General features: G+C 48.6%; 12 protein-coding genes. 4 read left to right on the top strand and 8 right to left on the bottom strand.

From position 1 onward, the window contains the following. Positions 1 to 4: 4 nt before the first annotated feature. The 5 genes from ACXAD4_RS11250 to ACXAD4_RS11230 form a co-directional block, all read right to left on the bottom strand. Positions 5 to 2,092, bottom strand: a complete 2,088-nt coding sequence (locus ACXAD4_RS11250; RefSeq protein ID WP_475241392.1) for an ABC transporter permease — start codon at positions 2,090 to 2,092, stop codon at positions 5 to 7. Between the two features lie 80 nt (positions 2,093 to 2,172). After that, positions 2,173 to 3,207 carry an ABC transporter substrate-binding protein gene (locus ACXAD4_RS11245; protein ID WP_475241391.1) on the bottom strand — a complete coding sequence of 345 codons (1,035 nt, stop codon included), beginning with the start codon at positions 3,205 to 3,207 and terminating at the stop codon, positions 2,173 to 2,175. Positions 3,208 to 3,273: 66 nt separating this feature from the next. After that, entirely contained in the window at positions 3,274 to 4,578 is a 1,305-nt protein-coding gene (gene uhpC / locus ACXAD4_RS11240) for an MFS transporter family glucose-6-phosphate receptor UhpC (protein WP_475241390.1), read from the bottom strand. 96 nt (positions 4,579 to 4,674) lie between these two features. Beyond that, complete coding sequence (gene uhpB, locus ACXAD4_RS11235; RefSeq protein WP_475241388.1) at positions 4,675 to 6,270, bottom strand: signal transduction histidine-protein kinase/phosphatase UhpB; 1,596 nt, start codon at positions 6,268 to 6,270, stop codon at positions 4,675 to 4,677. Next, positions 6,267 to 6,902 carry a response regulator gene (locus ACXAD4_RS11230; RefSeq protein ID WP_475241387.1) on the bottom strand — a complete coding sequence of 212 codons (636 nt, stop codon included), beginning with the start codon at positions 6,900 to 6,902 and terminating at the stop codon, positions 6,267 to 6,269. Before ACXAD4_RS11230 ends, uhpB begins: the two co-directional genes overlap by 4 nt. Positions 6,903 to 7,101: 199 nt before the next feature. Here ACXAD4_RS11230 and ACXAD4_RS11225 point away from each other — a divergent pair, with 199 nt between their 5' ends. The 4 genes from ACXAD4_RS11225 to melB all read left to right on the top strand — a co-directional run bounded on the left by ACXAD4_RS11225 (position 7,102) and on the right by melB (position 12,127). Continuing rightward, positions 7,102 to 7,848, top strand: coding sequence for a MipA/OmpV family protein (locus ACXAD4_RS11225; RefSeq protein ID WP_475241384.1), 747 nt, complete (start codon positions 7,102 to 7,104; stop codon positions 7,846 to 7,848). Positions 7,849 to 7,893: 45 nt separating this feature from the next. Continuing rightward, on the top strand, positions 7,894 to 8,085 hold the full coding sequence (locus tag ACXAD4_RS11220) for a hypothetical protein (protein ID WP_475241382.1): 192 nt from the start codon (positions 7,894 to 7,896) through the stop codon (positions 8,083 to 8,085). A 238-nt stretch (positions 8,086 to 8,323) separates the two neighbouring features. Then, positions 8,324 to 10,447, top strand: coding sequence for an alpha-galactosidase (locus ACXAD4_RS11215; RefSeq protein ID WP_475241381.1), 2,124 nt, complete (start codon positions 8,324 to 8,326; stop codon positions 10,445 to 10,447). Between the two features lie 309 nt (positions 10,448 to 10,756). Next, entirely contained in the window at positions 10,757 to 12,127 is a 1,371-nt protein-coding gene (gene melB, locus ACXAD4_RS11210) for a melibiose:sodium transporter MelB (RefSeq protein ID WP_475241380.1), read from the top strand. A 117-nt stretch (positions 12,128 to 12,244) separates the two neighbouring features. On the opposite strand, the gene ACXAD4_RS11205 is transcribed toward melB, so the two are convergent. From ACXAD4_RS11205 to ACXAD4_RS11195, 3 genes are read right to left on the bottom strand one after another with little or no spacing between them, the layout of a single operon-like run. Beyond that, positions 12,245 to 12,856 carry a CDP-alcohol phosphatidyltransferase family protein gene (locus tag ACXAD4_RS11205; RefSeq protein ID WP_475241378.1) on the bottom strand — a complete coding sequence of 204 codons (612 nt, stop codon included), beginning with the start codon at positions 12,854 to 12,856 and terminating at the stop codon, positions 12,245 to 12,247. Beyond that, positions 12,850 to 13,509 (bottom strand): ATP-binding cassette domain-containing protein, encoded by a 660-nt coding sequence (locus ACXAD4_RS11200; RefSeq protein ID WP_475241377.1) that lies wholly within the window; start codon positions 13,507 to 13,509, stop codon positions 12,850 to 12,852. The genes ACXAD4_RS11205 and ACXAD4_RS11200 overlap by 7 nt, the downstream gene beginning before the upstream one ends. Then, on the bottom strand, positions 13,506 to 15,236 hold the full coding sequence (locus ACXAD4_RS11195) for an ABC transporter permease (protein WP_475241376.1): 1,731 nt from the start codon (positions 15,234 to 15,236) through the stop codon (positions 13,506 to 13,508). The genes ACXAD4_RS11200 and ACXAD4_RS11195 overlap by 4 nt, the downstream gene beginning before the upstream one ends. Positions 15,237 to 15,251: the final 15 nt, after the last annotated feature.

Raw genomic sequence — 15,251 nt, 5'->3', positions numbered from 1 at the left:
CCAGTTAGGACGCGTCGTTTTTGGCTTTGGAACGCGAAATGCGCGCTTCACCGACAAGGAAATCAAAAATAAGGATGATGCTGAGCATCACAACAATCAGGATGGAGCCGTAGGCAATAGCGATACCGTATTCACCGTCCTCTACTCGGTTGAGGATGTAAGAGGTTGCCACCCGGGTTTCTGGGGTTACCAGGAAGATAATGGCGCTCACTGTGGTCATTGCACGCACGAAGCTGTATACCAGCGTAGATAGAATCGCTGGACGCAGTAGTGGTAGTAAAATATGGGTGATGGTTTTCAGCGAGTTGGCTCGCAGGCTCAACGAGGCTTCGTCCAATGATTTGTCCAACTGGCCGAGACCTGCGACTCCGGAGCGGATCCCTACCGGAACGTTTCGCATCACCATGGAAATAACTACGATGGCGGCAGTACCGGTTAGGTACACAGGTGCATCGTTAAACGCAAGGATATAGGAGACACCGGCAACGGTTCCCGGTACCGCGAAGCACAGCATAGTGGCAAATTCGATCACCTTTTTGCCGTGGAACTGCTGGCGCACGACGATGTAAGCAATCAATAGTCCGAATAGCGCTGTTAGCGGTGCGGCAATACCGGCATACGTCATGGTGGTGATAAGTGATGGCCAGGCCCCTTCGCTCATACCCATACCAAACAAGTTGATGTAGTTGGCGAAGGTCAGGCTGTAATCAACCCCCCAGTTGACTGTAAAGCTGCCGTAGATAATGCTGCCGTAGAGCAAAATGTTGAATGCCATCCAGAAGTACAACAGGCCAGAAACGCTGTGCTTCAATGTCGCAGGCAGTGGCTGGACATCACCCCGGTAAGACTTACCGGAGATGGTGACGTAAGAGCGTTTTCCTATCCAAATATACTGCACGACGAAAATAGCCAGTGAGAATAGAAGCAATACTGCGCCAAGGGTACTGGCAGAGGCGTAATCTAGCTGAGCGCCAGCAATGTAGAAGTAGATCTGGGTGGCCAGTACGTCAAAGCTGCCACCGAGCACCAGTGGGTTACTGAAGTCTGCCAGAGACTGGACGAAGATGATCAAAAAACTGTTCGCCAATGCCGGTTTGAGCAGCGGCATAACAATTTTAAAGAAGGTCTGGTAGCGATTGGCCCGCAAGGTGAAAGACGCTTCTTCCAGTGATGGATGCAGTGATTTCATCGCGCCATCAAGGATCATGAATGACATCGGCGCGAATGCCAGTACCTGTGCCATCCATATGCCGGTAAAGCCATACAGCCAGTTGGTTTGGGTAAGGCCAAACCAATCCACCATCAATTCAGTGAGATAGCCAGAGCGCCCCAGCATCAGTGTGACACCTAAGCCGACTACAAATGGCGGGGTGACGATAGGTAAAATAGAGAAGATTCGGGCAATAAAAGCACTGCGCTTGGCGATACGGGTGGTGTAGATAGCAAAGACCAAACCGAAGAAGGTTGCGCCGATGCCGACAGATGTACCCAGCATAACGGAGTTCATGATGATCTGGATGATTTGGGCACGGCCAAGAATATCTAGGAACTGCCAGGCGACAAAATTTCCCATGTCATCTTTGAACATTGGAACAAAGATGGCGATGCTCGGGAAAATAATAAAGGTGGTGATCAGCAACACGATTGCGATGAGCGAGCCAATAACAAAGGTATCGCCGCCAAGGTATTCAAGCCTCGAGAAAGCCAAGGTCATGACTGCGCCAAGGACAATAAACAGGGCGATGGTTGCGTAACCCATTCCTTGCGCGGTATACCAAGAAGAGAACACTACAAACAACATGCAGAAAGCACTGTAGCCGATGTCGAAGTAGTGTCGGTTTTTGGCGTATTTATCCTGCACTTGGGCAGGGCGGAACAATAAAACAGCAGGGAGGGCGAACCATAGCCATGAAATATTCATGCTACTCCAGCCCATCGCTGCTCTGAATTCTTCTGGGGTGGATTCAAAAAGGCCCCAATCGAGAGCAAAGACTGGCAGCAAAATAAAAGCTGCCAGCAGGCTTAAAACCCAATAAAAGACAGGGTCGCGCTTTATGGCACTTGGCGTGATTTGTGCGGCAAGTTCGTTCATTGTCTGTACCTGAAATGTAGAGCGGTGTTGGTCTTATCAGATGGTGTGGAATAAGGGGCTGCCAAGCAGCCCCGCAGGGATTACTGTCCCATCTTGACGACATTGACCCACTTGTTGATCAGACGTTTACGTTCATCAGACGAACCATATTTGTCCATGTCATAGCTGATCAGTGTGAGATCTTCAGGATTCAAGGCGTTTGGCGATTGCTCGGCCTTGATGTTGGTTAAGATCTGGAATGATTGGCCTTTCTGCCACGCTGTTTCCTGGCCTTCTTTTGAAAGCACAAAATCAACGAATTTCTTCGCGTTATCAAGGTTACGGGCACCTTTGATCACACTGACACCGCCGATTTCATACCCGGTTCCCTCACAAGGCGAGATCAACTCAAGCGGTGCACCTTTCGATTGCTCCAATGAGTAGTCATGCAGGAAGCCGATGCCGATAGCAATCTCGCCACGTGCTGCATTTCGAGATGGGGTAACACCAGATTTGGTGTACTGAGAAACGTTCTTGTTCAGAGCCTTAAAGTAGTTGAAGGCTTTGTCTTCGTCCCAAAGTTGGATGAAGGTTGCCAGGGCGGTGTAGGCGGTGCCTGAACTTTGAGGATCAGCAATCTGGATCTCACCAGTGTATTCCGGCTTGGTTAGATCATTCCAGCAACGTGGGATTGGCAGGCCTTTTTCGGCAAGGCGCTCCGTGTTGACGCCAAAACCAAGAATACCCATATACACGGCAGATGAGTAGTTACCTTTGCGTTTGGCGGGATCTCGGAAGTCCGGCATGATGTTTTCAAGCTGTGGGGAAGGGTAGGCTTGCAGCAGGTTCATTTCACCAGCTTGAGATTGCGGATCAAGGGTACCGCCGTACCAAACGTCAGCACGAGGGTTTTTCTTTTCGGCTTCGATTTTGGCCAGTGTGCTGCCAGAACCGTTGCGAACAAAAGACGTTTTTACGTTGTATTTTTCAGAGAAAGCTTTTGTCTCCGCTTCACACATCGCGTTGGTTGCACTGCAATATACGACTAATCGGCCGTCAGCCATAACTTGTGGAGCCGCAAACATTGAACCCAGAATACAGGCAGCGAGTAGCGAGCGTTTAGTTCTAACTTTCATTATTATTTCCTCTTGTTGTTTCCAACGTGTAGGGTTGGGTAAGTGACAACGAGAGGAATCATAATTTTAGTTAACGGCGATCCCTGCCCGTTGCTGTGCTTTGACGAAAGGTAAAATCAGCAGTCCTATCGACGCTGCACACAGCGTGATGACACCGAAGAAACCTTCCCAGCTAAAATTCTCTATAAGCAGTGCCAGCGGATATCCGGCCAGCGCGGCTCCTAAGTAGGCGAACAGTCCGACAAACCCTGTTGCGGTGCCGGCTGCGTTTTTGTGCGAACACTCTGCCGCGGCCATGCCTATCATCATTTGCGGTCCAAAGACGAAAAAGCCGATGGAGAAGAAGCAACCCGATAACACCAATACGTTATCAAGCGGGGTCAGCCACAGCGCCGCGACAGAGATGAAAATCCCCAAAGCAAAAATCAAGTTCATGGGCGCTCGATTGCCACGGAAGAATTTGTCTGATCCCCATCCGCCAAACAGTGAACCGAGAAAGCCACCCACTTCAAACATGGATACGGTGGTGTTGGCCGTGATTAATGAGTAACCGTGTCGTTCGGTCAGGTACAAATTTCCCCAGTCATTGATAGCAATACGTACCACGTAGACCAGTAGATAAGAGCTGCACAGTAGCCAGATATACTTGTTGCCCAAGACATAGGTTTTCAGTATCTGCTTGAATGACAGCCCTTTACCTTCAGCTTCGTGCTGTTGTTCCAACTCGTCATCACGCCACTCGCCAACACTTGGTAAACCAAGGGCTTGTGGCTTGTCCCTTAGCCGAAAGCACAGTACCGTGCCTACGATGATGGCGAGCAGACCAGGCAAGATGAAGCCGTAACGCCACCCCCAACTCATTGCGATTATCCCAATCGAGACAGGGATAAGCGCACCGCTTAAGTTGTGGCAAGTGTTCCAAATCGACCACCAAAAGCCGCGCTCAGATCGTGAATACCAGCTGGTCAGCAATTTTGCACAAGGCGGCCAACCCCAGCCTTGAAATAAAGCGTTGAGTGTCCATAGCATCACGAAGGCAGAAAGTGATGAACTGAGCCCGAACAGTATGTTGATGACACCGGTTGCGATGAGGCCGAGCCCCATGAAATAGTTCGGTTTCGTCTGATCACTGACCATGCCGGACAGAAATTTCGATGCGCCATAAGTGATGTAGAACAAGGTGCCAAGTACGCCAAAATCAGCAGTGCTTAGTCCGAGATCCGACAGCATTGCAGGCATGGCAAAACTTAGGCTTTTACGGGTGAAATAGAATACCCCGTAGCCGATATACATCGCGGCCATCAAATGAAGACGCCAGTAGCGGTAGCTTTCGTTAACCTGGATAGGGTTAGTTGCGACTGCGAACGTCATCACTTCTCCTTAAGTGCTGAAGTTGATGTTATTGACAAAGTGAATGAAAAGAATGAGACAGTTTCATAAATGACTAGGAAAATTTCCTAGTTATGATTAGGTGGTGTCGGATTTTGTGGGTAAGTTAACAGTTATACGGCAGCCGAGGTCATTGCTTCGAATTGTCATTTGGCCGCCTAGGGCTTGAACTCGCTCTTCAATGCCTCTCAGTCCATGCCCTCGGTTTCGCCAGCCTTCAGGCAGGCCAACGCCATTGTCCCGCAGCTCAAGGCTAAATTGACTGCCGGGCATCAAAGAGAGTTGAACTTCTGTCGCTTGGGCATGTTTGCAGATATTGTTCAGTAACTCTTGAACGATTCGATATAGGGTAACGGCGGTGACTTCGTCTAACCGGTCTGCCAATATGCCAAAATTGAGCTTGAAATCGACATGTCGCTCTTTGAAACGCATTTCTGTCGCTAGCTGGCGTATTGCTGCCTCGAGGCCCATTTCATCCAGTGCCTGTGGGCGTAGCTGCTTGAGTAATTGACGGGTAGATGTATGGATCCGCATTGCCAGTTCATGGGTGGTGTCGGCAATTTTTTCTGCTTGTTCACTGTCTGCAAGCCTTTTGGCCAGCATAGATTGAATTTGTATCGCGGTAATATTTTGGCCTATTTCATCGTGAAGCTCTCGGGCAACAGATTTGCGAATATCTTCCTCAACGTGAACAAGCTGTTTTGCTAACTGTTTCTTATTGTGCAGCTCGGTCTGGAGATCTTCGTTGGCTTTTTTCAGTTGCTGGGACAAGAGGTATTGGCGGCTGATAGCAATACCCAAACCTAATCCAATTAGTGCCTGAGTCGCAATGAAGCTTTGAAGTTCAAGATCGGACTCGAATGAACCAGAAATCTGCCGCGCGGTGGCGAGTAAAATACTATTCATTACACTGGCGAGTACCCCGCCTTGCCAACCGTAACGATAGGCCATAAAGATGTTCGGTAGAAGAAAAAGCAGCAGCGAAAGGGACTTCATCTCTTCGAGAAAGGTCAACTCTGCCACGAGGCCAATACTGAAAAAGACTAGGCACCAAACCAGCGCAGAACTGCGTAACGTTATTTCCTGATGGACGAGAGTAGGGCTTAGTGGTTGCCATATTTGACGATGAAGGTAGTCATAAAGCAAAAAGAAAAATGGCATTAAGAGAATACCGCCTGTCAATGCCGAGACAGTTCCTTCCAGCGCGTAGTCGATGGTCATTCCCATCGGTTTGAAAACCATCAACAGGGCGATGCCACAGAGGTTGGCATAAGCGAATGCAAAACCGCACAGTGCCAGCAATTGCTTCCAGTACACATCTAGTGTTCGCCAATAGGGCTGAAAAACGATGGCCAAGCCATGGCTGAAAATGGAGAACAGCATGAGCAGATAGAGTGCACTGTCATTACTGATGACTGGCAGCATGAGGGCAATCAGCCCTATCTCTCCCAAGGTAAACAAGGGCCAGAGACGGCGAGGGCTTAGCGCATAGACGGCCAGTTTTAACCCTGTTGGGAGGAACAGACCTGCTAACAGTAGGTCGGGTACTAGGTAGCGGCTAATATTCCACAGGCAAAACCAGCTGATGGTATACAGAACTAAGCTGAAAGCGTACGTAAATGCGTGAGTTAGGATAAGTCTAGGCAGGTGCTGCCGCCGCGTGATGTCATTCATACCGGCTCTTCATCGAGCAATTTGTGGTGTAGGGCGAAACGAATTAAGTCGACATTATTGGAGAGCCCGAGTTTGCTAAGAATATTGGCACGGTGAACATGTATTGTCTTATGGCTGATAAATAGTTCACTGCCGATTTCTCTGACATCCTTTCCTAGAATCAAATGATCGAAAACTTCTCGTTCTCGCTTGGTGAGTTCATGTAGTACATCGGGCCCAGCAGACGCATTACTTAGATTAACCAGCGCATCAGCACAAAGGTATCGGTCACCACTAGCGACGGTTCGTATCGCTTTGACAAGTTCGCTCGGGCCACAGCGTTTGGATAGATAGCCATAAGCGCCCGCATCTATCGCCTTGCTGACAAAAGAGGCGGAGTCGTAAATGCTGAGAATAATCGCTTTGAAATCAGGGTGCTTTTTGCGAAGCTTTTCTAGTAATACCAGCCCGCTTTCATCTGGCATTGAGATATCAATGACTGCCACATCGACCACAGCCTCTGAAAGTCCGCGGAATGCATCTTTCGCATTGCTATATTCACTATGCACTTGAATATCAGGCTCTATGGAGAGTAATTGAGCAAACCCCGAACGAACCACAATATGGTCATCAACTAAAGTGACAGAAATCATTTTTGGAACCTACTTCATTGTCAGCAGGTTAGAAAATATCAATGTCATAGCATTAATGCACACTCGAACAGCGAAGGTGTGATAACTGTCGCTAAAGCCTTGAGAGTTCTCTATTTCGGACAATAAAGATTATTTTCAAAACTCATTGTAATAAATACTCGCTACGTCGTTTCTTCTATCTCTAAAGAGGAGAAGCGCTATGCATAACTCAGTAGTACTGTTGGTTACAGCTTTTGGGGCTTTGGTGTCATCTGCAGCGGCCTATTCACAAGAATTCTTTCAACCTCAGGATAAATACATGCACTACACGTTCTTGGGGGCTGGGGCTGCAGTAGGGGAGTCGGTTTTTGCCAGCGATGGCAGCGAGTTCAGTGTTAAGCCCTATATTTTCCATCAGAGTGACTATGGCTTTATTGATGGCAGCCTAGCCAACTTGGCTCTGACGCCTTGGCTTGGCCTTTCCGGGAACATACGCCTGTCAGAAGTGTCTGATGACTTCACCGATATTCCAAGCGGCATAGATAACAGGGACAGCAGCGGGGAGCTAGGGATCACTTTAGGCACAGTAGGTGCGCGGCTGACCTATTTGCATGATGTCACTGATAAGCACAATGGCTATGAGCTTCAACTGCATTTAGGCAGGGCATTTGATACTCCCTTGGACAGGCTGACAGTCGCCCCTTACCTCGAGCTAAATTACCGCGATGACAAGCTGTCAGACCATATCTACAGTGTTTCTGCCAGGGAAGCCAGCGCCTCAGGCCTATCGGCATTTAGTGCCGATGATACATGGGTTTATAAGGGCGGGTTTACTGCGCTTTATGATATCAGCCGCCATGTGCTTGGCGTGTCCAAGCTAGAGCTGGAATACCATGATAGTAATAGCTCACTGGTACAAAACGATCTTGGGTGGAAGTTCAGTGTCGGGGCGGCTTATCGGTTTTAACTCTTCTATCCTTATAAGTGCCTTTTTATATTAGTAGGATTGAACATGAAAAAGCTCATTGGTTTGCTAGGTATCATGTTGTTTAGTGTTTCTGTACAGGCTGGGGGAAGTTCAGGCGGCATTCCCAGCCCCCCTTGTGTGATTGACGGCAAACTCATTCACAAGCATGTCTTGATAACAGAGTGCAATGCAATGAAGAAGGAAGCAGCCGACAAGAAGGCTTCCTCAACCTATTAGGTCTGGTTATAGATTTTGTTACGGGGTCACGCGTGATCCCGTTTCATTCTCACCTTGTTCAATAATTGCCACTATTAATGCGCCTTTCCTTTTGAAAGCACTATCTTACATAAAACAACTTTAATGCATCATACTTTTAATCAATACAATGGAAACGTTTCCAGTGTGAGGGTTTGCTCACAGTATCTGATGGGTATTTCATTATGATCAGGTGAAATTTCATGCTTAATAGGAAACCATGACAATGGATAAGCAAATCATTCGTCTAAAAGGCCGGCAGTCTGAATTGATCGTTGCGATCGGAGAGGTTGCTGAAGTGATCTACTGGGGTGAATCATTAACTGCGCTACCCCAAGGGGCAGATGTTGCCTTGAAACGCCCAGTGCCTTATGGCCGATTAGATAATGATGTGCCTGTGTCATTGCATCCTGAACTTGCACGAGGCCTGTTCGGTAGCCCTGCCCTTGAAGGCCACCGCAACGGCCAGCATTGGTCACCAGCCTTTACGATTTGCTCGGTTAAAAATGAGGGTGGAAGCCTAGATATAGAAAGTAAAGATCCAATTGCTGGCCTGATATTAACCGTGAGCCTGGAAGTCGATAGCAACGATGTTATCCAACTCAAGCAGACTCTGACCAATATTGGTGAAGGAGAGTATCAGGTGAACCGCTTGGCCAATACGCTTCCTTTGCCAGAGCGCGTAAATGAGCTTCTGACCTATTATGGCCGCTGGGTTAAAGAGTTCCAGCAGGTACGCCAGCCTTTGTTGCAAGGGGGCTACCAGCAAGAAAACCGCCGTGGCCGCACATCACATGAACATTACCCGGCCTTCATTGCAGGTACCAAAGGTTTTGGCGAGTGTGACGGTGATGTCTGGGGCTTCCATTTGGCCTGGAGCGGCAACCACCGGATGCGTGTTGATGTGAAAGCTGACGGGCGACGGGTTGTCCAGGCAGAGGCGTTGTACCTACCGGGTGAGGTGTCGCTACAACCGGGAGAGAGCCTAACCACGCCGGTGCTGTATGCAACGCACAGTGCAAATGGCTTGAATCAGATGAGCCAGCAGTTCCACGGCCATGTGCGAGAATCTATTCTAGCTCCGCAAATCATTGAGAAAGCCCGTCTAATCCACCTAAATACGTGGGAGGGGATCTATTTCGATCATGATCCTGATTACATCAAAGAGATGGCGACAGAGTCAGCAAAAATGGGCGTTGAACGCTTTATTATTGATGATGGTTGGTTCAAAGGGCGTAATGGTGACAAGGCTGCACTGGGTGATTGGTATCTGGATGAAACCAAGTATCCCGAGGGGCTGGAAGGTATCGTTAACCATGTGAACGAGCTGGGCATGGAGTTCGGTTTGTGGTTTGAACCGGAGATGATCAACAAGGACTCGGATCTTTATCGCAATCACCCTGAATGGCTGCTTGCCGTTGAGGGCTATGACCAGCCAACTGGTCGCAACCAGTATGCGATAAACCTGCAAAATGATGAGGCTTTTGCATATTTACTGGCAAGGCTCGATCATTTTCTGTCGACCCTCAATATCGCTTATATCAAGTGGGACATGAACCGCGAGATTGTCCAACCGGGCCACCAGGGGCGGGCAGCAGGTAACAATCAGGTCAAGCGTTACTATGAATTAGTTGAGAAAATCCGCGAGCGCCATCCTGAGGTAGAAATCGAGTCCTGTGCCGCAGGTGGTGGCCGGATTGATTACGAGGTGCTTAAACGCACCCACCGTTTCTGGACGTCAGACAATAACGATGCGTTGGAACGCCAGCAGATCCAGCGTGGCTTTAGTTACTTCTTCCCACCAGAGGTGATGGGAAGCCATATCGGTGCGCGCCACTGTCACAGCACCCGCCGTACCCATGATATTCGTTTTCGTGGTTTGACAGCATTATTTGGCCATATGGGTATCGAGCTTGACCCAGTGAAAGAGGGGACAGAAGAAAAGGCTGGCTTTGAGCGCTATATCAAATTACATAAGGAGTATCGTAGTTTGCTCCATAGCGGTAAATCAGTGCGCATCCCGGTTGATGACAATGAAAGTCAGCTAGCCAAGGCGGTGATCAGCCAAGATGGCAACGAGGCACTAGTCATGGTGGCTCAGCTGGCAATGCCGACAAACTCCCTCAGTGGTGTCTTGAGGATCCCTGAGCTGGATGCCAGCAAAGTCTATAAGATATCCGTGCTTGATCACCCAGTTAACTTCCATGAGGGCTTGGTGAACCAACAGCCGGCATGGACGAAGCAGCCGGTGTCATTGAGCGGGGAATGGTGTCAGAAGGCCGGGTTAGCCATGCCTATCCTTGATGCCGAGACTGCGATTTTAATTAGGCTGGTTGCTGAGTAATCTTTGTCAGAAAGACCTTACTGGAATAATGGGACCTTATGGGTCCCATTATTTTTATCCTTTTGCAGTATGTCATGTTGCTAATATTTGCTGCTACAGTGCGTTAAGTGATCGAAATCGCACTTTGGCATTCTATTCATGGAACTCATGGAAACGTTTCCATGGGTGGGGTTTAGATCACAGTTATCCTTCTGTAGATCCTTAATATACCTTTTGAGCCCAGAGCTTGATGAATACAAAAAATTAAATAAATGCTGTACGCACCCTTTTAGTTAGGGAAGGGGTGTGGAACAGACTGAAGGATAAAACATGTCTGACAAAATCACACTACAAACCAAGTTATCATATGGCCTCGGCGCACTCGGCAAAGATTTCGCGTGTGCACCAATCTATATTTTCTTGATGTTCTACTTCACGGATGTAGCCGGCCTGTCTGCTGCCTTTGTGGGTACAATCTTCCTTGCTGCCCGAATTATAGATGCGATTACTGATCCAATGATGGGTGTAATTGTTGATAACACCCGCTCTAAGTTTGGTAAATTCCGCCCATGGATTGTCATCGGTACGCTGCTTAACGCTATCGTATTGGTTGGCTTGTTCAGTACCCATATGTTCGAAGGTCCAGCCCTTTACCTTTACGCAGCTGCTGCATACATCCTTTGGGGTTTGACATACACCATTATGGATATCCCGTACTGGTCAATGATCCCTGCGCTTTCCAGCGAGCGTCAAGAGCGTGAAAAACTGGTGGTGTGGCCGCGTCTTTTTGCTAGCCTGGCATGGTTTATCACCGGTACTTACGGTCTGCACATTGTTGGTGTGTTGGGTGAAGGCAACCAAGGTGACGGTTTCTTCAACGTGGCAATGCTAATCGCAGTGCTGTTTGTTATGAGTGCATTCCTGATTGCCCGTAACGTTAAAGAAAAAGCGGCACCAGCTAATGCGAAACCAGCAGAGAAATTTAGCTTTAAAGATGTTCTGATTATTATCGGTAAGAACGACCAGCTCAAAGCACTGATCGGTACCGTGCTGTCATTCCAGATTGCTAACCTTCTTGTCGGTGGCTTTGCAATCTACTACTTCTCTTACGCACTGGGTAACCCTGAGCTGTTCCCAGTTTACATGATGGTGGCAGGTGCGGCGGAAGTGGCAGGTGTGTTCTTGTTCCCTCGTATCGCGGCTAAACTGCCTCGTAAGCATCTATGGAAAATGGCGTGTGGCTTTCCAATTTTGTCTTGCATTGTCCTACTTGTAATGGCCGTAATGTTCCCAGGCAACGCTTTCCTTATCGGCCTAGCGGGTGCAGCAATCAAGTTCGGTGTGGGTATTGCCAACGCATTGCAGACTGTAATGCTTGCTGATGTCGTTGACTACGGTGAGTACAAAACAGGTCGCCGCAGCGAGAGTGTTATCTTCTCGGTTCAAACTATGCTAGTTAAGTTTGCCGGTGCGGCTGGTGGCTTCATTGTCGGTGTTGGTTTGTCAGTGGTGGGTTATGTGCCAAACGTTGAACAGACCGCAGATACGATTATGGGTCTTCACTTTATGATGGTAGGTCTGCCAGCAATCTTGATGGCAGTGAGTGGCTTTGTCTACCAGCGTTACTACCGCCTACATGATGGCTTCAATAAGGATGAAGTGGAAGCAGCAGCAGTGAATGCCCAACCTGTAGAAGCATAATTGCTGACCTAAAAGACTAAAATCTATTATAGGTCTAATAAACAAACAGCTACCTCTGGGTAGCTGTTTTTGTTTGACTTCTGTTTGGTTTAGCTTGGATTGGCTTAAACCAAGCAGTTAAGCCTCTTTCAGGGTTTGATAGCCCGCCCAGATACGTGTCGTTGTGGTGATCCAGCATAGCGTGCCAAATACCCAAGCAATGGTAGCAAAGTGGGCAGGGAACAGGCAGAACAGCACGAAACAGGCAATGGTTTCAGTCCCTTCAGTCAAGCCGCCAATATAGTAAAGCGACTTCTGTTTGTATACCGGGCTTTCGATGTTACGTTTGCCAGCCATGATGGCGAAGCTAAGGAAGCTCGAACCGGTGCCGATAAAGGAGAAAATAAGGAAAGCACCTGCCACCGCGTTGGCATCTGGGTTGGCCAGTACAAAACCGAACGGCACCATGGAATAGAAAAGAAAATCCAAAGTGATATCGAGAAAGCCACCACAGTCAGTGATCCCTTGGCGGCGAGCGATCGCGCCATCGAGACCATCAAAAATCCGGTTGATGATAATAAAGCCCAACGCCCAATGGTAAGCTTCCATTGCCAAGGCTGGCAGGGCAAACAATCCAATGACAAAACCCGCTAATGTCACCTGGTTGGCAGTAATGCCGAGTTTATCCGGCAGCGCCGAGAAGGTCGTGAGTGGCCAGCGGATCACCTTGATCGCATATCTATCTAGCATGTTGGTTGTTCCTGAACTGCGGTTGTCCATGGCCAGTCCAAGACCCGGCCTTGTGGAGGTATATCATCATGATCATGGGTAACCATGATCGCGGGGATCTGGCGACTTTGGATTTGATCGAATACAAACTGGCGAAATTCATTGCGCAAGGCTTTATCCAGTTTGCTAAATGGTTCGTCTAGTAGTACTGCCTTGGGCTCTGACAGCAACATCCTCATCAAGCTGATCCTTGCACGTTGTCCGCCGGATATCTCGTTAGGCTGTTTGCCGGCCAGTTGAGATAAGCCAATTGCTGCCAAAGTCGTCTCAGCACGTTCTATACGCTCTTGACCTCTGTAGCGGCGCGGAATACCAAACATGAGGTTTTCCAACACGCTGAGGTGGGGGAAGAGCAGATCATCTTGAAACAGCAGGCCAATTTTTCGTTGATCGGGCGCCAAATCCATCACACTTGTGCCGCTGAGGGTCACATCACCGGAAAAAGAGAAGTCAGTAACGAGATGTCCGGCAATCGCACTTAATAAAGTTGATTTTCCACAACCGCTTGGGCCCATCAAGGTGAAAACTTCACCAGGGCTAACATCAAAGCTAACCGGTGAGAAGAGGGCCTTGTCACCGTGCTGGATGGCTAGGTTTTTCACAGATAAAGTCATCCGTGAGTGTACTCCTTTGATTTATTGGATATATGAGTATTTTGTAGCGAGTACTGGCGATAGTGTCGCCAGCGACAGCTCAGGCGGTTTGCTACTATCGCCAGAGTAAAGAAAACGAAAGGCAGTATGCCTTGCAGCAAGCCATATATCGCCATAACCCTGCGGTCCTGGCCACTGGCAAGGGCAACAGCCTCGGTGGTGACAGTACTGATCCGTCCTGCACCAAGCATTTGTGTAGGTAGATATTGTGCAAGACTTACGCTGATCCCAATAGCCAGCCCGAAAATGATGGCAGGTTGAACCTGGGGGCGTTTTACTCGCCACCAGGTCTGCCATGCGTTCAGGCCTAAGCTCCGGCTGCATTGATCGAGGCGAACGTCATAGCTTCGCCATGCACCGTCCAAGGCGAGATACATATAAGGGAAGACAAATAGTAAATGGCTCCAGCTTACCCAAAGCCAGTAGTGCTGGCCGGGGATCATGTATGTCACGATCTGGATCCCGAATAGCAAAGAAAGCTGAGGCGTCACCAGAGGTATCGCGATAAGCCAGACTGGAATGGCGCGTTGGTATTTTTGGCGATATTCCAAGCATGCAATCACTAACAGCAGAGCGACCGTGCTGGAGACGATCGCCAGCGATAAGCTGGTGCCCATGAGATCGGCTAAGGTTGGCAGTTCTTGTTGCCAGAATCGATCGCTATAGCGGCTAGGTAATAAGTCGGGAAAGCGCCAACGTTGGGCAAACGACCAGATTATCAATAGCGGAACGATCATAACGGGAATAGCGATAAATGGGCTGTATAACGCTAGGTGTCGCTTGGGTTTTTGCTTGGTGTTTCTTATTGTTTTGGCACCTTTGGTTATCCAACCTCGATGTTGCTTGAAGCTAAACCACTCGACAAATTTGATAAGACCTAGGCTGGCAGCGGTAATGATAAGTAATAGGCATGCACCTGCAGCTGCACGAGGAAGCTGCTGAAGATCGGGATCATTAAACCATTGCCATACCAGAACAGACAGGGTGGAAGGGCGTGTTGGGCCCAAAATCAGTGCAACATCCACGACCGATAAGCCATAAGCAGCAACCGCAAACAGGGATAGGCGCAATTTGGGAAGCCATTGCGGCAGAATCACTTTCCGCCATGTTTCAAAATGGCTGTAACCCAAGCTGGCAGACACTTTACCGAGTTGCTTCACGTTAAGCTGTTTGAGGATAGGAATGCTCATGATCAGCAGAAAGGGCGTTTCCTTAATCGCCAGAGCCAGCATCAGGCCGAACCCGTAATTATCTTGAATAAGGTTGTTTTGGATAATGGCTATTCCCGCCAAATCCGATATTCCAAATGCGTCGATGAGCCTGAAAAACCAGCCGGTAGGAGAAAATAGCAAAGCAAAACCAATCGCAAAGGCAACATGTGGCATGGCCAGCATGGGGGAGAGTGTGCGTTCAAGTTTTTGCCAACGCGCAGTATCCCAATAACGTTTCAGGATTGAATAGGTAAAAAACAACGCGAGAACGGTGCTGCCTAGGCCTGTGAACAGGCTTAAGCCGATAGATGCGGTAAGGTTAGGCCATGTAGCCACGTCATTAAACGCCGAGATGGAGACATTGTTAAAGCCTAATGTCGGGATCCAAGAAAGCGAAGGTAGTAATAGCCCGATAATGCCTGGCAAGAGGGGCAAAAAACAAAGAATAAGGGCGAAAATAAAAAATAGATGAATCATAAATTACTCATTGGG

It is taken from the genome of Photobacterium sp. AWH4_225 (assembly GCF_056158405.1).
Note: the sequence above shows the minus strand (reverse complement) of the source record. Positions and strands in the feature narration are given on the sequence as shown.

Excerpts from the sequence above, each read along its gene's own strand:
- ACXAD4_RS11230 (WP_475241387.1), bottom strand. The coding sequence starts at position 6,902 with ATGATTTCTGTCACTTTAGTTGATGACCATATTGTGGTTCGTTCGGGG.
- ACXAD4_RS11250 (WP_475241392.1), bottom strand. The coding sequence starts at position 2,092 with ATGAACGAACTTGCCGCACAAATCACGCCAAGTGCCATAAAGCGCGAC.
- ACXAD4_RS11205 (WP_475241378.1), bottom strand. The coding sequence starts at position 12,856 with ATGCTAGATAGATATGCGATCAAGGTGATCCGCTGGCCACTCACGACC.
- uhpC (WP_475241390.1), bottom strand. The coding sequence starts at position 4,578 with ATGACGTTCGCAGTCGCAACTAACCCTATCCAGGTTAACGAAAGCTAC.
- ACXAD4_RS11220 (WP_475241382.1), top strand. The coding sequence starts at position 7,894 with ATGAAAAAGCTCATTGGTTTGCTAGGTATCATGTTGTTTAGTGTTTCT.
- ACXAD4_RS11195 (WP_475241376.1), bottom strand. The coding sequence starts at position 15,236 with ATGATTCATCTATTTTTTATTTTCGCCCTTATTCTTTGTTTTTTGCCC.
- ACXAD4_RS11215 (WP_475241381.1), top strand. The coding sequence starts at position 8,324 with ATGACAATGGATAAGCAAATCATTCGTCTAAAAGGCCGGCAGTCTGAA.
- ACXAD4_RS11245 (WP_475241391.1), bottom strand. The coding sequence starts at position 3,207 with ATGAAAGTTAGAACTAAACGCTCGCTACTCGCTGCCTGTATTCTGGGT.
- ACXAD4_RS11200 (WP_475241377.1), bottom strand. The coding sequence starts at position 13,509 with ATGACTTTATCTGTGAAAAACCTAGCCATCCAGCACGGTGACAAGGCC.
- ACXAD4_RS11225 (WP_475241384.1), top strand. The coding sequence starts at position 7,102 with ATGCATAACTCAGTAGTACTGTTGGTTACAGCTTTTGGGGCTTTGGTG.
- uhpB (WP_475241388.1), bottom strand. The coding sequence starts at position 6,270 with ATGAATGACATCACGCGGCGGCAGCACCTGCCTAGACTTATCCTAACT.
- melB (WP_475241380.1), top strand. The coding sequence starts at position 10,757 with ATGTCTGACAAAATCACACTACAAACCAAGTTATCATATGGCCTCGGC.